The sequence below is a fragment of the Caulobacter sp. GW821-FHT10F06 genome (assembly GCF_058809215.1).
The window spans coordinates 201301-221524 of the sequence record NZ_JBXASK010000003.1 but is presented as its reverse complement, the minus strand read 5'-3'; the positions used below and the strand labels follow the sequence as shown (position 1 = coordinate 221524).

General features: G+C 66.7%; 19 protein-coding genes and 1 riboswitch. Of the genes, 6 read left to right on the top strand and 13 right to left on the bottom strand.

Annotated features, from left to right (window positions below; translation table 11 throughout):
* Positions 1 to 19: 19 nt before the first annotated feature.
* Positions 20 to 1084: a glycosyltransferase family 4 protein gene (locus tag AC1RUS_RS07380; protein WP_492914568.1), complete on the bottom strand. Its 1065-nt coding sequence runs from the start codon at positions 1082 to 1084 to the stop codon at positions 20 to 22.
* Between the two features lie 97 nt (positions 1085 to 1181).
* Entirely contained in the window at positions 1182 to 2297 is a 1116-nt protein-coding gene (locus AC1RUS_RS07375) for a L,D-transpeptidase family protein (RefSeq protein ID WP_492914566.1), read from the bottom strand.
* 80 nt (positions 2298 to 2377) lie between these two features.
* Between AC1RUS_RS07375 and AC1RUS_RS07370 the strand changes: the two genes are divergently transcribed.
* The 3 genes from AC1RUS_RS07370 to ligD are packed head-to-tail and all read left to right on the top strand — an operon-like array spanning position 2378 to position 6372.
* On the top strand, positions 2378 to 3415 hold the full coding sequence (locus AC1RUS_RS07370) for a D-alanyl-D-alanine carboxypeptidase family protein (protein ID WP_492914564.1): 1038 nt from the start codon (positions 2378 to 2380) through the stop codon (positions 3413 to 3415).
* A gap of 57 nt (positions 3416 to 3472) precedes the next feature.
* Positions 3473 to 3736 (top strand): hypothetical protein, encoded by a 264-nt coding sequence (locus AC1RUS_RS07365; protein WP_492914562.1) that lies wholly within the window; start codon positions 3473 to 3475, stop codon positions 3734 to 3736.
* Between the two features lie 11 nt (positions 3737 to 3747).
* Positions 3748 to 6372 carry a DNA ligase D gene (gene ligD, locus AC1RUS_RS07360; protein ID WP_492914561.1) on the top strand — a complete coding sequence of 875 codons (2625 nt, stop codon included), beginning with the start codon at positions 3748 to 3750 and terminating at the stop codon, positions 6370 to 6372.
* Here ligD and ku read toward each other — a convergent pair.
* The 11 genes from ku to AC1RUS_RS07305 all read right to left on the bottom strand — a co-directional run bounded on the left by ku (position 6369) and on the right by AC1RUS_RS07305 (position 17549).
* Complete coding sequence (ku, locus tag AC1RUS_RS07355; protein WP_492914559.1) at positions 6369 to 7232, bottom strand: non-homologous end joining protein Ku; 864 nt, start codon at positions 7230 to 7232, stop codon at positions 6369 to 6371. The two genes, ligD and ku, sit on opposite strands and share 4 nt — an antisense overlap.
* Before the next feature lie 73 nt (positions 7233 to 7305).
* On the bottom strand, positions 7306 to 7800 hold the full coding sequence (locus AC1RUS_RS07350; RefSeq protein WP_492914557.1) for a tyrosine phosphatase family protein: 495 nt from the start codon (positions 7798 to 7800) through the stop codon (positions 7306 to 7308).
* Positions 7797 to 8564 carry an adenosylcobinamide-GDP ribazoletransferase gene (cobS, locus tag AC1RUS_RS07345; protein WP_492914555.1) on the bottom strand — a complete coding sequence of 256 codons (768 nt, stop codon included), beginning with the start codon at positions 8562 to 8564 and terminating at the stop codon, positions 7797 to 7799. Before cobS ends, AC1RUS_RS07350 begins: the two co-directional genes overlap by 4 nt.
* A gap of 2 nt (positions 8565 to 8566) precedes the next feature.
* Positions 8567 to 9598 carry a nicotinate-nucleotide--dimethylbenzimidazole phosphoribosyltransferase gene (gene cobT / locus AC1RUS_RS07340; protein ID WP_492914553.1) on the bottom strand — a complete coding sequence of 344 codons (1032 nt, stop codon included), beginning with the start codon at positions 9596 to 9598 and terminating at the stop codon, positions 8567 to 8569.
* A complete protein-coding gene (locus AC1RUS_RS07335; RefSeq protein WP_492914551.1) occupies positions 9595 to 11058 on the bottom strand; it encodes a cobyric acid synthase in 1464 nt (487 codons plus the stop codon). Before AC1RUS_RS07335 ends, cobT begins: the two co-directional genes overlap by 4 nt.
* On the bottom strand, positions 11046 to 11993 hold the full coding sequence (cbiB, locus tag AC1RUS_RS07330) for an adenosylcobinamide-phosphate synthase CbiB (protein WP_492914550.1): 948 nt from the start codon (positions 11991 to 11993) through the stop codon (positions 11046 to 11048). The genes AC1RUS_RS07335 and cbiB overlap by 13 nt, the downstream gene beginning before the upstream one ends.
* Positions 11971 to 12759 (bottom strand): ABC transporter ATP-binding protein, encoded by a 789-nt coding sequence (locus AC1RUS_RS07325; protein WP_492914548.1) that lies wholly within the window; start codon positions 12757 to 12759, stop codon positions 11971 to 11973. The genes cbiB and AC1RUS_RS07325 overlap by 23 nt, the downstream gene beginning before the upstream one ends.
* Positions 12756 to 13706, bottom strand: a complete 951-nt coding sequence (locus AC1RUS_RS07320) for a FecCD family ABC transporter permease (protein ID WP_492914546.1) — start codon at positions 13704 to 13706, stop codon at positions 12756 to 12758. The genes AC1RUS_RS07325 and AC1RUS_RS07320 overlap by 4 nt, the downstream gene beginning before the upstream one ends.
* Before the next feature lie 32 nt (positions 13707 to 13738).
* Positions 13739 to 14584, bottom strand: a complete 846-nt coding sequence (locus tag AC1RUS_RS07315; RefSeq protein WP_492914544.1) for an ABC transporter substrate-binding protein — start codon at positions 14582 to 14584, stop codon at positions 13739 to 13741.
* Positions 14581 to 15588: a threonine-phosphate decarboxylase CobD gene (gene cobD / locus AC1RUS_RS07310; protein ID WP_492914542.1), complete on the bottom strand. Its 1008-nt coding sequence runs from the start codon at positions 15586 to 15588 to the stop codon at positions 14581 to 14583. The genes AC1RUS_RS07315 and cobD overlap by 4 nt, the downstream gene beginning before the upstream one ends.
* Positions 15589 to 15596: 8 nt before the next feature.
* Positions 15597 to 17549 carry a TonB-dependent receptor plug domain-containing protein gene (locus AC1RUS_RS07305; RefSeq protein ID WP_492914540.1) on the bottom strand — a complete coding sequence of 651 codons (1953 nt, stop codon included), beginning with the start codon at positions 17547 to 17549 and terminating at the stop codon, positions 15597 to 15599.
* 138 nt (positions 17550 to 17687) lie between these two features.
* Positions 17688 to 17875: riboswitch (cobalamin riboswitch) on the bottom strand.
* A gap of 36 nt (positions 17876 to 17911) precedes the next feature.
* Here AC1RUS_RS07305 and cobU point away from each other — a divergent pair.
* The 3 genes from cobU to AC1RUS_RS07290 all read left to right on the top strand — a co-directional run bounded on the left by cobU (position 17912) and on the right by AC1RUS_RS07290 (position 20196).
* A complete protein-coding gene (gene cobU / locus AC1RUS_RS07300; protein ID WP_492914538.1) occupies positions 17912 to 18430 on the top strand; it encodes a bifunctional adenosylcobinamide kinase/adenosylcobinamide-phosphate guanylyltransferase in 519 nt (172 codons plus the stop codon).
* Positions 18427 to 19611, top strand: a complete 1185-nt coding sequence (gene nhaA, locus AC1RUS_RS07295) for a Na+/H+ antiporter NhaA (protein ID WP_492914536.1) — start codon at positions 18427 to 18429, stop codon at positions 19609 to 19611. Before cobU ends, nhaA begins: the two co-directional genes overlap by 4 nt.
* 87 nt (positions 19612 to 19698) lie before the next feature.
* Positions 19699 to 20196, top strand: a complete 498-nt coding sequence (locus AC1RUS_RS07290; protein ID WP_492914534.1) for a hypothetical protein — start codon at positions 19699 to 19701, stop codon at positions 20194 to 20196.
* Positions 20197 to 20224: the final 28 nt, after the last annotated feature.

Below are 20224 nucleotides of genomic sequence, written 5' to 3'. Positions count from 1 at the left end.
TTCTTGTGGGCCTTGCAGCTCAAGCGCTGTGGACCAGAGTCAGGTTCGAGCCATGCGACGCTTCACCAAGGTTTTCGTACAAATTCAGATAGCGACGAGCCATAGCGGTGGCCGAGAAGCGCAGTTCGAAGCGCTCGCGCACCACGCGCCGGCTCAGCGACGGCACGCGCCGCAGAGCTTCAACCGCCTCGTCCTCGCCCTTGACGATAAAGCCAGTGACGCCGTCCTCGATCACTTCGGGCACCGAACCGCAGTCATAGGCGATCACAGGCGTGCCGCAGGCCATGGCCTCGATCATCACCAGGCCGAAGGGCTCGGGCCAGGCGATCGGGAACAGCAGGGCGTCGGCGCCGCCAAGGAAGGCCGACTTCTCGCCGTCGCCGATCTCACCGACGAATTCGATCAGAGGATCAGAGAGCATCGGCTCGATCACAGTATGGAAATAGGCGAGGTCAGCGTGATCGACCTTGGCGGCGATCTTCAGCTTGCGCCCGAGCCGCTTGGCGATGGCGATCGCCCGGTCGGGGCCCTTCTCGGGCGAAATACGGCCGAGGAAGGCCAGATAACCTTCAGACTGCGGATGGAAATCATAGATGTCGGCGCGCATGCCGTGCAGCACGGTGCCGCTCCAGTTGGCGAACGGCAATGGCTTGCGCTGGTCGTCGGAGATCGACACCAGGCCAAAGCGCGTAAAGCGGCTGTAGACGCCTGGCAGATCCTTCAGGTCGAGGCGGCCGTGCAGCGTGGTCAGCGTCTTGGCCGCCATGTCCTCGAACAGCGGGAACTGGATCATGTCGGTGTGGAAGTGGATGACATCGAACCGGTGAGCCTGGGCCCGAACCTCGCATAGCATCGCCATGTGCGCGGCCAGATCCGACTTCAGCGGCGCCGGATCCAGCCGGATGGCCTGGTCCCGAACCACGACCAGCTCGGCCTTGGTCTGGGCGTCGGCGCTGGCGAACAGGGTCACATCATGACCCAGGTCGACGAGCGCGTCAGTAAGGTGTGACACGACCCTTTCAGTGCCGCCGTAGAAGCGCGGGGGAACAGCTTCATACAGCGGCGGCACTTGGGCGATACGCATCGGCGATGATCCTGGAAGGCGGCGCGGCTCAGTCCGCCCGTTGGCAATTCAAACCAAGCCGCACGCCGAAGGTTCCCTCGATTGTTGCGCTGCGGCGCTAATCGGCGGCCTTCGAAGATTCTGCTCCCAGGAACACCACCTTGGCGCCCTTCTGCACCGCCGCGCCAAGCTGGGCGGCGTCCCAGTTGGTCAGCCGCACGCAGCCGTGGGAAGCGCGTTTGTTGACCAGCTTCGGGTCCGGCGTGCCGTGGATGCCGTAGGTGTCCTTGGTCAGGTCGATCCAGGTTGAACCGACGGGGTTGTTGGGGCCCGGCTGGATTGTCAGCTTGCCCTTGGGCTTGCCGAAGGTCAGGCGCGAGGGGTCGTAGGTATAGGTCGGCTTCGGCGCGACCGTGTTGACGGCCCATTCGCCAACCGGCGCCGGACGCTCTGTGCTGCCGACCGTGGCGGGATAGACCGCCAGCTGGACAGCCTTGTCGTCGAAGACCCTCACCTGCCCCTTGGCCTTGTCGATCTCGATGCGCGCCACCTTGCCGGCCAGTTTGTCGGGACCGACCGCCGCGACCACGACGGATGTCCCGGCGACGGCCGTGTCGATGTTTGGGTTGAGGGCTCGCAGCAGGGCCTCGTCCATGTGGAAACGCTCGGCCAGGGCTTCGGCCAGACTGCCGTATGAGAGCGCCGGCAGCTTGGCCATCGCCTCATAGTCATCCTTCGGGATGTCCGGCGTGAAGGGGCCGGCTACGTCTTCGGCGGTGATCACATAGTCCGTCATGACCGCCGCGCCATCGGCGGCGACCAAGGCGTCCCACACCGCCGGCTGCAGCTTGCCGTCGACCGGCAGCCCTTGCCTGGCCTGGAAGGCGGCGATGGCCAGGGACAGGTTGGTTCCCTCGCGGCCGTCGATGACGCCCGGCGACAGGTGCGCGCGGCCCAGCAGGACCTGGGCCTTGATCAGCGCGGGCTTCTTGGCCTCGACATCGATGATCGCTGGATCGAACGCAACGGCGTCGATCGCCTGGGCCTGGGCCGACTTCGACGCCACGATCACCGCCGGCGGCGCATCGACTACGGGCGGCGCGGCTTGGCTGGTTTGCGCCGGGGCAGGCGCGGGCGCGGGTTTCGGCTGAGGGTCCGGCGCGGAATCCGAGCACGCCGCCATGAGAAAGGTCGAGCCAAACAGGGCGGCGACAGTGCGCGTGTTCAGGATCATGTTGCAACTCCAGACGGAACGACTCGTGGGTCTGAAGCCTTCAGCCATGGCGAAGTTCCAAGCCTCGCGGGGAGAACCGATTGAAGCTGCTGCGGCGTCTGGCCTGGATTTTCGGCGTGCTGGCCTTGGCGACGGCAGCCTTCGTCGCCTGGGTCATGTGGCCCAGCGCATCCACGACGCGACCATCACAAGCGCCTGAGCCGCCGCCATGGAGGCCGGCCGAGATGGCGACGACTCACATTCCCTCGATAGATCCGCCGAGTTCGACGCCGACGGTCGCCGTCGCCGAGGACTGCAGCGGTGGCGACGCGCCCGCCGGCGCGGCGGAGGTCAACGCAGCCTCTCTGACAACAGCCGCCTGGTCGCCGTTCGGTCGTCCGGAAGTCGGTTGGGAGATCTACGCGCCGCGCGTCGCCGCCGAGATCGGCACGACCTGTGCGCCGTCCAGCCATCGCTTCGCCGCCATGCTGGCGCGCTGGCAAGGCGGGCATGGCCTACGACCAACGGGCGTGCTCGATCCGGGAACCTTCCAGCCCATGGTCACCGGCTGGCACTTGGCGCGTCCCTTCGTGCGGGTCAACGCCAAGGGCGTCTGTCCCGACGCCCCGCCGATCTCTTCGTTGGCGACGGCGCGTCCCGAGGAGAGCTATGGCGGCAAGGTCATTCAGCTCCGCCCAGGCGCATTGGACGCCTATAGAAGGATGGTCATGGAGGCTCGATCGGCAGGCGTCGTCCGACGCCCCGAGGCCTTGACCCTGTTCTCGGGCTTTCGCGATCCGGCGGCGGACGCAGCCCGCTGCGCGCGCGACAACAACTGCCAAGGCTTGGTTCGGACGATCTGTTCTGCGCACCGCACGGGACTGGCGATGGATCTCTATATCGAAGCCGCCCCGGGGTTCGGCCCCGACTCCTCCGCCGACGAAAATCGGCGCGCGATGGCACGTTCGCCCTTGTTTCGCTGGATGGTCGCCAACGCCGGACGGTTCGGTTTCGTGAACTACGCCTTCGAGCCCTGGCACTGGGAATGGACGGGTGAGCCTATGCTGCCGGGCGTGCCGATCAGCAGCCTGCCGCAGGCCGGTTCGCAGCCTGCCCCGCCCTTCCCCGTCAAACCCTGACGAGGCGGGAACCCGACGCGGTCGCGCGGTATTCCCTTGCCATCAAGGAGATTGCCAATGGCCACCGATATCGAGAGCGACCGCGACGACCAGGACCAGTCCGAGGTCTTCGACGAAGACAACCAGAACCTCGATGGCGGCGGTCGTGTCAGTCGCGGCGAGATGCGCACCTTTGAGGAGTTGCCGCAGGTGATCGACCTCACTTCGGCGGAAGGCGACGCCGACGATGACGACGCCCTGATCGGCGAAGACCTGGAAGACGACGAGATTATCGCCCTGGAGCAGGACAAGGACGGCTCCGAAGACGAAGACTTGTCCTAGGAGCACTCCACATGGCCCGACGGAGCCTTGAGACCTACAAGGCCAAGCGCGACTTCGGCGTCACCGAAGAGCCCAGCGGCGAAGTCGAGATCGCCGCTGGGGACCGCGCGCGCTTCGTTATCCAGAAGCACGCCGCCACCCGTCTTCATTACGATCTGCGCCTTGAGCACCAGGGTGTCTTCCTCTCCTGGGCGGTGACGCGCGGGCCTTCGCGCGATCCTCACGACAGACGCCTGGCCGTCGAGGTCGAGGACCATCCGCTGGACTACGGCGATTTCGAAGGCACGATCCCAAAGGGGCAATACGGCGGCGGCACAGTCATGCTGTGGGATCGCGGCTGGTGGGCGCCGGAGCCTGGGTTCGACATCGACGCCGGCCTCAAGCGGGGCGAACTGAAGATCGTCTTCGCCGGCGAGCGGATGAAGGGCGGCTGGGCTATGGTCCGGCTGAAGAACGATCGCAACGGCGGGAAGCGATCCAACTGGCTTTTGATCAAGCACAAGGACGATTATGTCCATGAAGGCGACAAAGCCTTTCTGGATGAAACCGCCTTCTCGATCGCTTCCGGACGGACGATGGACGAGATCGCCGCAGGAACCGGCAAGGCGCCGACGCCTTTCATGGTCTCCAAGACGCAGAGCCCCAAGGCTGTCTGGAACAGCAAGGGTTCATCGCCAGAGGCCAGCGCGGAGGCCGTGGCCGAACGCGCGGCAGCGCCGAAATCCAAGCGCGCCAAACCCGCCGCCAAGGTCGAGGCGATGCCCGATTTCTTGCCGCCGCAGCTCTGCAAGCTGGTCGATCGTCCACCCAAGGGCGCGGGCTGGGCCCACGAGATCAAATTCGACGGCTATCGGATGCAGATGCGCATCGAAGGCGGCAAGGTCGCGCTGCGCACCCGGACAGGCCTGGACTGGACCGATCGCTTCGCCGCCATAGCCAGGTCCGCGAACAATTTGCCGGACGGAGTGATCGACGGCGAGATCGTCGCCTTGGACGACCACGGTTCGCCATCGTTCGCGGGTCTGCAGGCCGCGCTTTCCGACGGCGATAGCGACAACCTGATCTTCTTCGCCTTCGACCTGTTGTTCTCGGACGGGGAAGACTTGCGGGGCCTTCCACTCAGCAAGCGCAAGAGCCGATTGAAGAGCCTCCTGGGCGAACCCGCCGATCGCTTGCGCTATGTGGAGCACTTCACCAGCAGCGGCGACGCTGTGCTGGGGTCGGCTTGCAAGATGTCGCTGGAGGGCATCGTTTCCAAACAGCTTTCGGCGCCTTACCGATCGGGCAAGGGCGAGACCTGGACCAAGGCCAAGTGCCGAGCGGGCCACGAGGTGGTCATCGGCGGCTGGACCACCACGGGCGAGGCCTTCCGCTCCCTGATCGCCGGCGTTTATCGCGACGGCGAGCTGGCTCATGTCGGACGGATCGGCACCGGCTTTGGGCGCGACAAGGTCGCCAAGCTGCTGCCAAGGCTCAAGGCGCTGGAGACATCGAAGTCTCCCTTCAAAGGCCCAACGGCGCCGCGCGGATCCAGGGACATTCACTGGGTGAAGCCTGAACTGGTCGCCGAAATCGAATATGCCGGCTTCACCGGCGACGGCAACATTCGCCAGGCCGCTTTCAAAGGTCTTCGCGACGACAAGCCCGCCAATGAGGTGGAAGCCGAGGCGCCGACGCCGGTCGAGGACGCCGTCCTGGCGCGGCCCGCCGCCACGGGGGGCAAGAAGGCCGCCGCCGTCGTGATGGGCGTCACCCTGTCCAGCCCCGACAAGCCGCTCTGGCCGGATGGCGGCGACGGTCAACCGGTGACTAAGCTCGACCTCGCGCAATATTTCGAAGCGGTCGGCCCCTGGATGATGCGCCATCTCAAAGGGCGCCCCTGCTCGATCATCCGCACCCCGGACGGTCTGGACGGCGAGCGGTTCTTTCAGCGTCACGCCATGAAGGGCCAGTCGTCTCTGATCGACGAGGTGACGGTCAGCGGGGACCACAAGCCCTATTTGCAGGTGGATCGGATCGAGGCGCTGGCCGCCCTGGCCCAGGTGTCGGCCGTCGAACTCCACCCCTGGAATTGCCAACCGGACGCCCCCGACACGCCCGGGCGCCTGGTGTTCGACCTCGATCCCGCGCCCGACGTCGCCTTCGAACAGGTGATCGACGGCGCGCGGGAGATCCGTGATCGGCTGGAGGAACTGGGGCTGGTATCCTTCTGCAAGACGACGGGCGGCAAGGGCCTGCACGTCGTCACGCCGTTGAAGCGCGCCAAGGGCGCGGGCCCGGACTGGCCGACCGCCAAGGCCTTCGCCCGCGAGATCTGCGCCCAGATGGCTGCCGACAATCCCGATCTGTATCTGATCAGCATGGCCAAGAAGGATCGCGGCGGCAGAATCTTCCTGGATTACCTGCGCAACGACCGCATGAGCACCGCTGTCGCGCCGCTGTCGCCTCGCGCCCGGCCGGGCGCTCCAGTCTCCATGCCGATCACCTGGACGCAGGTTCGCAAAGGGCTGGACCCCATGCGGTTTACGCTGCGCACCGCGCCCGCCCTCGTGAAAGATCTGGCGGCCTGGGAGGATTATTGCGACGGCGAGCGCGATCTGGCCGCCGCAATCAAGCGGCTGGCCCGCTCGACCTAGGCCGACTTCTTCTTGGTGGCGGGACTTTTCGCCTTCGCGGCGGACTTCTTTGCAGGCGCGGCCTTGGCGGCGGGCTTGGTCGCGCCGCCCTTGCCGAGGCTGTTGCGCAGCGCTTCCATCAAGTCGATGACGTTGGTGTCCTCGGGCTCGGTCACCGTGACCTGCCGCCCCTTGCCCTTCTGCTTTTCCTTAATCAGCGCGCGAAGCGCGTCCTCGTAGCGGTCATTGAACTGGCTGGGATCGAACGGGCCCTGCTGCTGCTCGATGATCTTCTCGGCGATAGCGATCATTTGCGCATCAGGGCGCTTGTCGGGAATGTCGTCAAAGAAGTCTGCGGCGTCGCGCACCTCCTGGTGCGACCGCAGCGACCAGGCGACCATGCCGTTGTCGCGCGGCTCGATGGCCAGCAAACGCTCCCGCTGATGCATCACGACGCGGCCCAATGCCAGTTGGCCGGTCTTGCTCATGGCCTCGCGAATGACGGTGAAGGCCTCCAGGGCCAGCTTGCCATCGGGAACCAGGAAATACGGATTGTCCCAGTAGAGCCGATCAATACCGTCGGCTTCCACGAACCGCTCGATATCGATGGTTCGGGTGCTTTCCAGCCGAACCTCGTCGATCTCGTCCTGGCTCAGCACGATGTACTTGTCCTTCTCGTACTCGTAGCCCTTGACCAGATCGGCGCGCTCGACCGGGCCGATGTCGGGGTCGGTCGGGATCATCCGCACGCGGTTGTGGGTGTCCTTGTGCAGCAGATTGAAGTGCACCTCGCCGCTGGTCTGGGTGGCGGTGTAGAGCGCCACCGGACAGGTCACGAGCGAGAGACGCAAATGTCCCTGCCAAGTCGGTCGGCTGGCCATGGGTGAACTCCGTTGAAGGTTCAGGCAACAACGCTCAAGCAACCTCGCCGTTGCGGTTGACCGCTGCGAACGGTCAGAGCCGCCAGTCCAGGATGCTCCCCTCATAGGCGTCCTCGCCGCGCCCGATGGATCCGATCGCCTCGATCATTCTGCCTTTACGCCCCAGCAGGTCGTCGGCCAGCGCGACCATTCGAGGGTTTGGCGTGGCGCTCGGCGACATCGCCCTCAACTGCCCGGCCAGCCTCGCCTCGGCGCCAGATCCCTCACGACGGCAAGCTAGGATATAGGCCGCCGCCGTCGATCGGCTGACGCCCGCGTGACAATGAAGGAGCAGCGTCTCCGCCTGCTTGCTCAGCTCCAACAGCGCCTCCACGTCGCGACGTGATGGCATGACCAAGCCGTCTCGCGGTTCAGCGGTGTCGTTGAAGCGAAGGGTGTGGACAAGCGGCCCTGCGGAGCAAGCCGCCAACGCTTCGGCGTCGGGCGAGATGAGGCTGACGATCAGGTCGACCCGGTGCACGGCCAGCAACCGCTCGACGTGGCGCGCGGGAGCCACCAGCAACCTCATGCCAGGACCGCCCCGACGCCCAGTAGGAAGCCGACCTCGAAAACCTGCTCGATCCCGCCAAGTACGTCGCCCGTATGGCCGCCGATCAGTCGCTTGGAGATCAGGCAGAGCAGCATGGCGGGCGCCGCGCCGCCCAACAGCCCGGCCAGGATCGCGAGCGGGGGCAGCAAAACGAGCGGCCAGGTCGCGATCGCCAGAGCGCAGACGACCTCGCCCCATCGCACGCCGATCGGCGCGGGCTTCCACTTTCCCGCCTCGCCCAGCACGGCATACGGTGTCAGTCGCATGGCCACGACCGCCGCCGCACGCGCCGCTCCGTGCGCCGCCAGCAGCGCCAAGGCCGCCTTGGTGGTCGGCAGGTCGCTCAGGGTGAGGACCTTCAAGGCCAGGGCCAGAACAAGAGCCACGACGCCGTAGGTCCCGACCCGGCTGTCCTTCATGATCTCCAGCCGCCGCGCCGGCGTCTGTCCGCCGCCCAGCCCGTCGGCCGTATCGGCCAGCCCATCCTCGTGGAACGCTCCCGTCAGAGCGATCCCGACCAGGATCGCCAGGGCCGCGGAAATGGAGCCGCTCCAGACCTGTCCGGCCAACATCAGGACCGATGCCGACATGCCGCCGACGATCTGGCCGACCAGCGGGAAGTAGCGCGCCGCGCGGGTTATCCAGTCGCTCTGGAAGCCCGGGATCGACGGCACGGGGATGCGCGTCAGGAATTGCAGCGCGCAAGCGAAGAGCTTGATCTGCAGGACAAGCCAGGCGCGCAAGATCAGAGTCGCCCGGCCATCACGTCGTCCAGGCTGGCGACATCGGTCAGCAGCCGCGCGGCGGCTCGGACCATCGGCAGCGCCAGCAGCGCGCCCGTCCCCTCCCCCAACCGCATGTCCAGTTGCAGCAGCGGGTCGACGTCGAGAGCGACGAGCATGCGGCGATGGCCGTTCTCGGCCGAACAGTGGGCGAACACGCAATAGTCTCGCGCCGCCGGGGCGATCCGGATCGCCGCCAGGGCCGCGGCCGAACCGATGAAGCCGTCGATGAGCACCGGCCGCCGCGCCGCCGCCGCGCCAAGCACCGCGCCGGTCATCATGGCGATCTCCAGCCCCCCGAATTCACGCAGCACGTCGAGCGGCGCGCTGGCGTCGGATCGTTCGGCCGCACGCGCCAAGGCTCGTCGCTTGCGCGCCAGACCTTCGGCGTCCTGTCCCGCCCCGGATCCCAGGCAGTCGTCGAGGGCGGCCGGCGCCAGCCGGTGCATGATCAGGCTGGCCGAGGCGGTGTTGCCGATGCCCATCTCGCCAAACAGCAGCGCGTCGTAGCCTTCTGCGATGGCGCTCGCGGCGATGCCGGCTCCCGTCTCGAGGGCCTGAACGACCTCGTCCGCGGTCAGCGCGGCCTCTTCGGCGGCGTTGCGGGTTCCACGTCGCACCTTCGCCGAGACCAGACGAGGATGGGCGGCCAGATCACCGTCGACGCCGGCGTCCACCACACGAAGATCCGCACTGACGGCCTGGGCGAAAGCGTTGGCGCTGGCCTTGCCGGCCAGGAAGGTCGCGACCATCGCCTGGGTCACGGCGGCGGGATAGCTGGACACACTGGCTCTGGTCAGGCCGTGGTCGCCTGCGAAGACCAGCAGCAGCGCGCGATCCGCGCGAGGCGAGGCATGGCCAGCGATCAACGCCAACTGGATCGCCAGGCCCTCGATGCGGCCAAGCGCGCCCAAAGGCTTGGCCTTGCCGTCGATCAAGGCGCGGAAGACCGGAACCTGATTCTCGTCGATGGGAGTGATCGGCGGGAGTTTCATGGTCTTGGCTCCAAACCTGAAAGCGCCGCGAGCGCTTCGATGTCGAAGGCATGCTCCAGGGCGGCGGCGATCTCATCCAGGGCGCGGTCGACGCGAAGGCTCTGGTCCAAGCCGTCCGAGCCGGCGCCCAAGGAGTCCAGGAACGCCTGGCGCGCCGAGCCCTGATTGAACAGGCCATGGACGTAGCAGCCCATGATCTTGCCGTTGGCCGATATCGCGCCGTCGGCCCCGCCATCGCTCAGGACCAGCATTGGGGCGTAGCTGCTCGTCGTTCGGCCGACGTGCATTTCATAACCTTCGAAGTGGCCGTCCAAGGTCGCCAGTCGCCCTTGGACCGGTCGCAGGACCTTGTCGCCGGTCAGGACCGTATCGACGTCCAGCAGGCCCAGCCCCGGCGCCGTTTCAGGCGGCCCCTCGACGCCCTCGGGATCGCTCAAGGTGCCCCCCAACATCTGATAGCCGCCGCAGACGCCCAGCACCCGCCCGCCACGACGAACATGGGCGGCTAGGTCGATGTCCCAGCCTTGCGCCCGGAAGAACGCCAGGTCGGCCAAGGTGGCCTTGGTTCCGGGCAGGATGACGAGGTCGGCGTCGCCAGGCAGCGGCTGGCCCGGCGGCACGAAGGCGAAATCCACCTCGGGCTCCACCCGTAGTGCGTCAAAATCGTCGAAATTGGCGATCCGCGACAGCATCGGCGCGACGATCCGCAAGCGGCGGCGCGTTCCGGACGCCTGGCGATCCAAGACGACCGCATCCTCCGCCGGCAACGATCGCGCCGCGGCCAGCCAAGGCGCCATGCCGAGATCGGCCCAGCCGGTGCGCCGCACGATCTCCGCCCTACCGTCATGGAACAGCGACGGATCACCCCGAAACTTGTTGATCAGGAAGCCCCGGATCATCGCGCAGTCCTCTGCATCGAGCACCGCATGGGTTCCGACCAGAGCGGCGATGACATGGCCCCGGTCTATGTCGCCCACCAGCACCACCGGTACGTTCGCGGCCCGCGCGAAGCCCATATTGGCGATGTCGCCGGCGCGCAGATTGATCTCGGCCGGGCTGCCCGCCCCTTCGACGATGACCAGGTCGGCCTCGGCCTCGAGCTTGCGGAAGCTGGCCAGAACCGTGTCCAGCAGTTGGCCCTTGCGCTCCTGATAGCCACGCGCCTTCCAGGTTCCGGCCATCCTGCCCAGCACGACCAGCTGCGCGCCGACGTCGCTCTGGGGCTTGAGCAGGACGGGGTTCATGTCGACCGTCAGCGGCGTACGACAGGCCAGCGCCTGCAAGGCCTGCGCTCGGCCGATCTCGCCGCCATCCGCCGTGACAGCGGCGTTGTTGGACATGTTCTGCGGCTTGAACGGACGCACGCGCAGACCGCGATTGGCGAACACCCGGCAAAGTCCCGCGACCAGCACGGACTTGCCGACGTCGGACCCGCAGCCCTGGATCATCAACGCGGCCATGCCAGTCCTCCCGCCGCCAGCAACAGCCAGAGCAGGCCGCAGGCCGCCACGTAGACCTTGAGTCCGCGCCGCAGGTCGACGGCGCTCGGCTCTGGCCCATCACCGAACGTGGCGCGTGGCGTGACGACACCGTCGTAGGCGACCGGCCCACCCAGTTGCACCTTCAGGGCTCCCGCCATGGCCGCCTCCGGCCAGCCGGAATTAGGCGAAGCGTGCTTGCGCGCGTCACGGATCATGACCCGCCAGCCGCCGCCTCCAGCCAAGGCAATCAAGCCGCCTGCGATCCGGGCCGGCAGCAGGTTCATCAGGTCATCCATCCGAGCCGAAGCCCAGCCAAATTCCCGCCAGCGCGGCTCGCGGTGGCCGATCAGGCTGTCGGCGGTGTTGACCGCCTTGTAGACGAAGAGGCCCGGCAAGCCGCCGACCAGAAACCAGAACACCGGCGCCACGACGCCGTCGTTGAAGCTTTCCGCCAGACTTTCCAAAGCCGCCGACGCCACCCCGCTCTCGTCTAGATCGGCCACGTCCCGCCCGACGATCGCGCCGACAGCCCCGCGCGCGCCTAGTAGGTCGCCCGCCATCAAGGGCTTGGCCACTTCGGAAACATGATCCAACAGGCTGCGTTGGGCTAGGCCCAGGGTGCCTAGAGTCACCACGAGGCCCATGGTGATCTTGCCCGGAGCCAAGCTGGGCAGCCGCCCGGCCCCATAAGCGACGGCCATGACCCCGATCAGACTGAGCACGCCCAGGACACGCCTGACGATCGGCGTGTCCTTCTCCCGATTCAGACGCCTGTCACACCATCTAATCAGAGCACCGACCCAAGTCACGGGATGCGGCAAGGTCCGGTGAAGCCGATCCGGGTATCCCACGACGGCCTCGGTCGCCGCCGCCGCCAGGACTAGCCAGGGATCAGCTGGCACGGCTAACCACATCCAGGATCGGACCGGTAGCGCCCGCGATCATCCGAGCGTCCACGCCATAGGCGCTCATCAGCACTTCCGGCCTGAGCGCGTCGAGCGGTGCCCCATCGGCCAACACCTTGCCCTCGCTCAGGACGATGACCCGGTCGGCGGCGCGCGCCGCCAGCGGCAGATCGTGCAGGGTCACGACGACGCCCTTCTTCTGATCGCGCGCCAGGCTGCGGAAGAGATCGACCGTGTCGAGGGCGTGGCCGATGTCCAACCCGGTCAAAGGTTCGTCGGCCAGCACCCAATCGGTCCAACTCGACAAGGCGCGAGCGATCAGAGCCCGCGCACGCTCACCGCCAGACAGCGTCGTCACAACGCGCTCGCCGAGAGCGCCCAAGCCGGTCACGGCGATGGCTTCCTCAACGGCGGCTTCGTCCTCACGACCAAGACCGAAGGCGCCTTGGTGCGGGATGCGCCCGAGACCGACGAAGGTCCTGACGTCCACGGCCCAATTGATTTCCGGCGATTGCGGCAGGAACGCGATTCTTTTCGCCCGCGCCTTTGACGTCAGCGCCGCCAAGGGCGCGCCGTCCAGATTGACGAGGCCCACATCCGGCCTCCGCAAGCCGGCGAGACAGCTGAGAAATGTCGACTTGCCAGCGCCATTGGGGCCGACGATGGCGGTCACCGCGCCTGGCTGGAAGTCCAGCGAAACGCCATCGAGCACAGCGCGCTCGCCCAATCTGACGTACAGGTCTCGCGTCGACAGGCCGGAATGGGAGGTCATCATGCCAGCCTCCGGCGCATGGAAATCAGCAAGGTCAGGAAGAACGGACCGCCCAGCGCCGCCATGGCGACGCCCAGCCGCACCTCGGTAGCGGCCGGCGTCATTCGAACCAGCATGTCGGCCGCCAAGGTCAGGGCGGAACCCGCCAGGAACGAGGGAATCAGCAGCGCGCCGGGCCGCGAGCCGACCAGGGGCCTCATCAGGTGCGGAGTGACCAGGCCGATGAACGCGATCACGCCGCTGACCGCGACGCTGGATCCGACGGTCAACGCGACGCCAACGGTCATCAAGAGCCGCATCCGGCCAAGGTTGATCCCCAGCGAGGCGGCTCCCGCCTCGCCGAGGGTCAGGGCGTCGAGCGCCCGGCCGGTGGTCAGCAGGATCGCCACGCCCAAGGCGATGCCAGGCAGCGCCAGTTGCACCTCCTCCACGCTGCGATCGGCGAGAGACCCCATCAGCCAATTGACGATCTCGTTCACCGCCCACGGGTTTGGCGCGAGGTTCAGGGCCAGGGAAATTCCAGCCGAGCACATCGTCTGGATGATCATGCCGGCGAGCACGAAGGTGGTGACGCTGGAGGTCGCGCCGGCCAGGCCGAACAGGACGGCCACCCCGATCGCCGCGCCGATCATGGCTCCTATCGGCAGGACCCAGGACGCTTCGCCAGCCGCGCCGAAATAAAGCGTCAGCACCGCGCCCAACGCAGCGGCCGGCGATACGCCCAGCACGCTGGGGTCTGCCAGCGGGTTGCGCGTATAGCCCTGCATCACCGCGCCCGTCAGGCCCAACGCCCCGCCGACCAGGATCGCCAGCACGGTTCGCGGCAGGCGAAGGCCGAAGATGATGGCCCAGCGCGGATCCTGTCCCGCCGAAAGCCAAGCGCTCCAGGGCACCCAGACCCGACCCGCGCTCAGGCTGGCCACGGACAGTACGCACAGGAGCAGGATCAAGCTTCCGAAGATCAGAGGCCTTGGAACCGTCTTCAAGCCGCTTCTCCCCGGAGTTCTCGACGCGCCTTGGTCAGCACTCGCGCGGTTTCGATCAGGACGGGACCGCCGCAATAGAGATACTTCTCGGGCAGTCTCGCCATCTTCATTCGCCCCGACAGGCTCTTGAGCGCGGGATGGGTCATGACGCGATCGGCCCAGCTTCTCGCGCCTCGAGCCGGTTCGCCGACCAGCAGCGCCTCGGGCGGATCGGCCAGAAGACGTTCGAGCGGGACGTTCCCCCAGCTCTTCAGGCCGTAGCGTCGAGCGACATTGTCGAAGCCGGCGTGCTCCATCATTTCATCGACCAGCGTGCCCGGTCCTGCCGCGAAGCCGTTGGGTTGATAGATCAGCGCCCGCAGCGGTCGAGCGCCGGCGTTCGGCGCCGAGGCGGCGATGGCGGCCTGAATGCGGTCGACCAGCGCCCTGCCCCGTCCGGGATGGCCGAGCAGGCGCGCCACACGTGTGACCTGGCCCAGGCTTTCCTCGACGGACTTGGGTACCGCAAAGCGCTCGACTGGCACATGCAGACGCTTGAGCGCGTTTCGGGTGGCCAGCGCCGAATGCTTGCTGGCCAGCACTAGGTCGGGCTCCAGCGTAATGATCTCCTCGGCGCTTTCCCAGGTGAACGGCAAGGTCTTCGCCATCGCGGCGACGGTCGAGGAATGGTCTTCGCGGCCATAGTGGCTGAGCGCGGCGATCTGCGAGCGGTCGGCCAGGTGCACCACCATGGCGTCGAGGCAGGCGTTCAGCGAGGCCACGCGGCGCGCCGGCGGCTTGGCGGCGCCAGCGAAACTGAGCGAAAGTGCGCCGGCCATCATCGTGCGTCGATCAGGGGTCATGGCCTCGAAGCCTCCAGGGCCGCGGCGAGACGCGCCAGGCCGACGCTGTCGGGCACGCCAAAGCGCAAGCGATCCGAGGCATCCTCAAACGGGCGCGTCAGCACGCCCTGAGCGCATAGCCCGTCGAACACCGCGAAGGCGCGGTCGGTCTTGACCAGTCGAAAAAGTCCGGTCCCGCCGATGACGGACAAACCGTGCCCCTCAAGCAGATGATCCAACGCCTGAGCGTCTTGGCTCAGCCGCTCCAAAGTGGATGCTCTCCAGGTCTCGTCCGGATAGGCCGCCAAGCCGATGGCGACGGCGTCGGCCGAGACCGGCCAGTCGCCCTGCAAGGCTCGAAGCCTGCCGATGACGGTCGGATCGGCGATGACGAAGCCGAGACGTACGCCGGGCAGACCATAGAACTTGCCGAAGGAGCGCAGCACCACGAGGCGCTCGATGTCATCGCCAGCCACACTGAGCTCCGGCGCGGTCTCGACAAAGGACTCATCGATCACGGTCCACAGCCTGCGCACCGAGCGTCTTGCGGCAAGGTCAAGCACGGCGAGGCGATCCAGCCGCCGACCGTCCGGATTGTTCGGATTGACCACGACCAGCACGCCCGCCGAGGTCTCACGATCACCCTCAACTGCCGCGACTGCCCGCCCCGCGAGCCGCCAGGCCGTGTCGTGGCCCGTATAGGTCGGCGAAACGATGGCCACCTCTGGAGCGGCGATCACCGCCGGCAGCAGGCGCAGCCCCGCCTCCGCCCCGGCGGTGGCCAGGACGCGACGCGGATCGGCCACGGCCATCGCCGCCGCAGCGGCGGCCTCAAGATCTGAGATCGCTGCCGGATCCGGCAACCGGGCCAGGTCGGCCCAGTCCGCCCGCGCGCCGCGCCAGGGCCGTGGATTGATACCGGTCGACAGGTCCAGCCAGGGCGTAGGCGCATGGGGAAACGCGGCGGCCGCCTCGCGAAGGCGACCGCCGTGTCGATAAGCGCCGACGGGAAACATCGACGCCATCTCGGCTCCTAGAACTTGGCCCGCAGGCCCAGGAAGGCGCCGCGACCGGGCGTCCCGTAGTTCAGGATGGTCTGATAGTCCTCGTCGAAGGCGTTCTCGACGCGACCGTAGACCTCGAGCGTCTCGCTGATCGGATATGATGCCCGGAAGTCGACCAGCGTGTATTCGCTGACCGACACGGTGTTGGCGTCGTTGTTGAACGTCTTGCCGACATAGCGCGCCGCGACAGCGGTGCTCAGGCCGATCGGCCAGCGATAACTCGCCGACAGGTTGGCCATGTCCTTGGGACGGCGGGTCAATTGCTTACCCGCCGCCGTGCCCGAAGCGTTCTCGGCGTCGGTATAGGTGTAGTTGCCGGTGAAAGTCAGTCGATCGGTCGCCGCGAACTCACCGACCAGTTCCAGGCCCTTGGTCTCGGTCTTCTGGATGTTCTTGTAATAGCCGAAGCGGAGCACGCCGCCCGGACGGCACAGCGGATCGGTCGAAGCCGACGAGCACGAGTTGTAGCGGATCTCGTTGTCGGCATCGCGCTTGAACACCGTGGCCGAGACCTTGGCCTTGCCGCCCAGGAAACGCTGCTCGACGCCGGCGTCCCAGCTGTCGAACTCTTCCGGGTTCAGGTCGAGATTGCCATACTCGCTATAGAGCTCGTACAGGCCTGGCGCGCGGAAGCCCTGACCGAAGCTGGCCCGCAACACCGTCGCGCCCTCGTTCAGCGCCCAGGCGGCCGAGACTTGACCCAGGGTGTGCGAGCCATAGGTGTCGTGGTCCTCGTAGCGCAGGCCGCCGGTCAGGGTCAGACCGGGAACGACCTCGGCCTGCACCTGGCCATAGACGCTGTCGACGCCGACGCGGCCGGTGCGGAACGCCGGGTTGGGCGTGGCCACGCTCGGCGAACGGGTGCGCATGCGCGAACGCTCGCTTTCGGCGCCGAACGAGGCGGTGACCGTGTCGTTCACCGCGAAGGCGCCCTGATATTCCCAGCGCTTGTTCTTACCGGCGGCGTCGAAGGTCAGCGGCACCGCCGGACGTGCAGGGTTGATATTTTCGCGGTCGGTGTCGGTGTAGCCATAGGCGACGCGGTTGTTCCAGCGACCGTCCAGCAGGCTGAAGTTCAAACCGGTGTAGATCACCAGTTCCTTGGTGCGGCCAAACTCGGCGGAGTCGCCGGCGAAGCCGTCGAAATCGTACTTGCCGCGTGAATAGACCGAGCGGACCTCGGCCGAGACGGTGTCGGTCAGCGCCACGCGCACGCGGCCCGAAGCGCCAGTGTTCTGGTAGCCGTCCTTTTCCGTACCCAGCGTCGACGAGGAGAAGCCGTCGGTGGTGTAGTAGCTGCCGGCCAGTCGCCAGGTCACGCGTTCGGCCACACCGCCGGCGCCGGCCCGGACATAGGCCGTGTCGCGCGCGCCGCCTTCGACGCTGGCGTTGCTCTCGAATGGCTGGGTCGGTTCAGCGGTGACGATGTTGACGACGCCGCCGATGGCCTGGCTGCCCCACAGGGTCGACTGTGCGCCGCGCAGCACCTCGATGCGCGAGACATCGCCGATCAGCAGGTTGCCCGCGTTGTAGCCGCCTTGGGTCGAAGACGGGTCGTTCAGCTTGACGCCGTCGATCAGCACGACGGTGTGCTGGGTCTCAGCGCCGCGGATGTTGAGGCTCGTGGTGGTCCCCGGTCCGCCGTTGCGCACGAAACTGACGCCGGGCGCCTGAGCCAGCAGCTCGACCGCCGAGATGGCCTGGCTGGCCTTGATCGTCTCGGTGGTCAGCACGGTGACGGACGCGCCGACCTTATCGATCGGCTGCGCCGAGCGCGTGGCGGTGACCACCAGTTCGGCGACTGCGTTGGCGCCGGCGCTACCCGCCACGTCCGTTTCAGGCGCCTTTTGCTCGTCGGCCATGACGGCGCCGGCGATCAAGGTGGTGGAAAGTGCTGAAGTGCAAAGAAGAGCTCGGATCATGGATATTCCCTCGAAGATGATCCGTGCACGTCCTCCAGGCGCAAACGCTGAACACGCCTACGCCGGAGGCCGCGACGCGGCCTGACTGACATGTCGTTTCGCGGGAAATCCCGTTCGCTCGGCGCACCCCGGCCGGACGATGAACGACCGCGACAGGCAGGTCTCCTGGCTCACGGGTCAATGCTTGGCGCGCCGCCTTCCCAGGACCAGGGTCCCAGTGGCATGTGACGCGCAAGCTCGCCGCTTACAGTTGCGGGGGCAGCCGAGGTTTCAAACCTCGTTCCCTATTCATCCTCTTTCGAGGAACCTGACGCGAGCGAAGGCCTATATGCTGCGTCGCACACCGTCAATGTGGAGCTTCCATGACTGTCACCCTCGTCCTTGGCGGCGCGCGATCCGGCAAAAGCGCCTTTGCGCAAAGGGCGGCCGAGCTAGCGGCAGCACCTGGCCGCCCCATCCTGATCGCCACCGGGCAAGCCTTCGACGACGAGATGAGGGATCGAATCGCGCGTCACCGGGCCGACCGCGGCGATGCCTGGCGCACCCTGGAAGCGCCGCTCAACCTGGCCAAGGCCATCGTCGATCTAGCCGAGGACGATGTCGCGGTGGTCGATTGTCTGACCTTGTGGCTGAGCAACCATTTGCTGGCCGAACACGATCTGGCGGCCGAACGGGCTGGACTGATCGCCGCCGTCAGCGCCTGTCGCGCCCGCCTCTGGCTGGTCAGCAACGAGATCGGCTGGGGCGTCGTGCCAGACAACGCCCTCGCGCGTCGTTTCCGCGATGAGGCCGGCCGCCTGCACCAGGAACTCGCCGGAATCGCCGACGACACCGTGCTGATCGTCGCGGGCTTGCCGCTTGCTTTGAAGGCCGCGTCATGAGGCGGTCTCGGGCTCTCTCGGCGATCCAGGCGTTTCTCGCTACGGAGGCGTCTGGCGGTATTCTGTTGATGGCGACAGCCGCTGCCGCCCTGCTGATCGCCAACTCACCGCTCGGCGTGAGCTATTTTCACGCGCTGCATATCGAGATCGGTGGCCTCAGCCTGTCCCACTGGATCAATGATGGCCTAATGGCCGTGTTCTTCCTATTGGTCGGACTGGAGATCAAGCGCGAGACGATCGATGGCGAGTTGTCGTCCTGGTCGAGACGAGTGCTTCCCGGCGTCGCGGCGCTCGGCGGCATGGTCGCGCCGGCGCTGATCTATGTCGGCCTGAACCTCAATTCGCCAGCGACGCTACGCGGTTGGGCAATTCCCGCCGCCACCGACATCGCCTTCGCTCTGGGCGTTCTGTCGCTTCTTGGCCCTCGCGTGGTCCCGCCGTCGCTGAAGATCTTCCTGGCCGCCCTGGCCATCATCGACGACCTGGGCGCGATCCTGATAATCGCGATCTTCTATACCGATCAGCTCACGCTCTGGGCTCTAGTCGGCGCCGGCGTGGTGTTGGCGCTGCTCGTCGCGCTCAATCGGCTGAAGGTCATGCGCCTGACGCCCTATCTGCTGCTCGGCGTCGTGTTGTGGTGGCTGCTGCTGCGGTCTGGCGTCCATGCCACCCTGGCCGGGGTCGCCCTGGCGCTCACCATTCCGATCGGCAAGGTTCACTCAGGCCAGGCAGCCCCGCCCTCGCCGCTCCACACGCTCGAACACGCCCTGCATCCCTGGGTGGCCTACGCCATTGTGCCGATCTTCGGCTTCGCCAATGCGGGCGTGGACCTGGGCGCGACGGGCCTCGCGGCCGTCACCGCGCCTTCAACGCTCGGCGTGACGGCGGGCCTCTTCCTGGGCAAGCAGTTGGGCGTATTCGGTTTCAGCGCTCTGGCGATCCGCCTCGGCGCGGCCAGCCGCCCGTCCGGCGCCAGCTGGAGCCAGCTCTACGGCGTCTCGCTCCTGTGCGGCGTGGGTTTCACGATGAGCCTCTTCATCAACAACCTCGCCTTCAGTTCGGTCGAGCTGCAGGACGAGACCAAGCTTGGCGTCCTAGCGGGCTCGCTTTTGGCGGCCCTGGCCGGGTGGGCGGTGTTGAGCTGGAGCGCGCGTCGCGCCAAGTCGCCTACGGAAAGCTGACCTGAACGCCTGTTCGTACGCTCTGGCCTTTTGCTCCGGAACGCCGCACAGTTTGCATTTGGGGGATGATGTGCAGGAGATCCGTCCATGAGACAGTCACTCGCCATTGGCGCCGTGCTGGCCGCGCTTTCGGTTGCGCCGGCCTCGGCGGCTCCTCAAGTCTCGGCGGTTCGAGTGACCATCAGTCCCGATCTCGCCAAGAACACCAAGATCCTGGATGCGCGGGAATTCGACTACCTGACCAACGAGCTGCAGCGGTCTGTGGAGCGGAAGCTCGGACGCTCCGGATCGCTTGGCCCAGACGGCGGCGAGCTCGACCTGATCATCGAGGACGCCCGTCCCAACCGACCGACCATGCGCCAGCTCGGTGAAGAGCCCGGACTTTCCTATTCCAGCTTCGGTGTCGGCGGCGCGCGCATCAGCGGCCAATACCGCGCCAAGTCCGGCGAACGCACGCCGGTCGACTACAGCTGGTACGAAACCGACATCACGCGAACGCCCTACTATTCGACCTGGAGCGACGCCGGCACGGCCTTCGATCGACTGGCCGCCAAGATCGCCAAGGATGAATTCTCGGGACGCTAGTTCCGGTCAAGATGCTTTGAAAAGGCGG

Bases quoted from the DNA above. Each gene is read 5' to 3' on its own strand.
- AC1RUS_RS07380 (WP_492914568.1), bottom strand. From the start codon at position 1,084: ATGCGTATCGCCCAAGTGCCGCCGCTGTATGAAGCTGTTCCCCCGCGC.
- AC1RUS_RS07375 (WP_492914566.1), bottom strand. From the start codon at position 2,297: ATGATCCTGAACACGCGCACTGTCGCCGCCCTGTTTGGCTCGACCTTT.
- AC1RUS_RS07365 (WP_492914562.1), top strand. From the start codon at position 3,473: ATGGCCACCGATATCGAGAGCGACCGCGACGACCAGGACCAGTCCGAG.
- ligD (WP_492914561.1), top strand. From the start codon at position 3,748: ATGGCCCGACGGAGCCTTGAGACCTACAAGGCCAAGCGCGACTTCGGC.
- ku (WP_492914559.1), bottom strand. From the start codon at position 7,232: ATGGCCAGCCGACCGACTTGGCAGGGACATTTGCGTCTCTCGCTCGTG.
- AC1RUS_RS07350 (WP_492914557.1), bottom strand. From the start codon at position 7,800: ATGAGGTTGCTGGTGGCTCCCGCGCGCCACGTCGAGCGGTTGCTGGCC.
- cobT (WP_492914553.1), bottom strand. From the start codon at position 9,598: ATGAAACTCCCGCCGATCACTCCCATCGACGAGAATCAGGTTCCGGTC.
- AC1RUS_RS07335 (WP_492914551.1), bottom strand. From the start codon at position 11,058: ATGGCCGCGTTGATGATCCAGGGCTGCGGGTCCGACGTCGGCAAGTCC.
- cbiB (WP_492914550.1), bottom strand. From the start codon at position 11,993: ATGTGGTTAGCCGTGCCAGCTGATCCCTGGCTAGTCCTGGCGGCGGCG.
- AC1RUS_RS07325 (WP_492914548.1), bottom strand. From the start codon at position 12,759: ATGATGACCTCCCATTCCGGCCTGTCGACGCGAGACCTGTACGTCAGA.
- AC1RUS_RS07315 (WP_492914544.1), bottom strand. From the start codon at position 14,584: ATGACCCCTGATCGACGCACGATGATGGCCGGCGCACTTTCGCTCAGT.
- cobD (WP_492914542.1), bottom strand. From the start codon at position 15,588: ATGGCGTCGATGTTTCCCGTCGGCGCTTATCGACACGGCGGTCGCCTT.
- AC1RUS_RS07305 (WP_492914540.1), bottom strand. From the start codon at position 17,549: ATGATCCGAGCTCTTCTTTGCACTTCAGCACTTTCCACCACCTTGATC.
- cobU (WP_492914538.1), top strand. From the start codon at position 17,912: ATGACTGTCACCCTCGTCCTTGGCGGCGCGCGATCCGGCAAAAGCGCC.
- nhaA (WP_492914536.1), top strand. From the start codon at position 18,427: ATGAGGCGGTCTCGGGCTCTCTCGGCGATCCAGGCGTTTCTCGCTACG.
- AC1RUS_RS07290 (WP_492914534.1), top strand. From the start codon at position 19,699: ATGAGACAGTCACTCGCCATTGGCGCCGTGCTGGCCGCGCTTTCGGTT.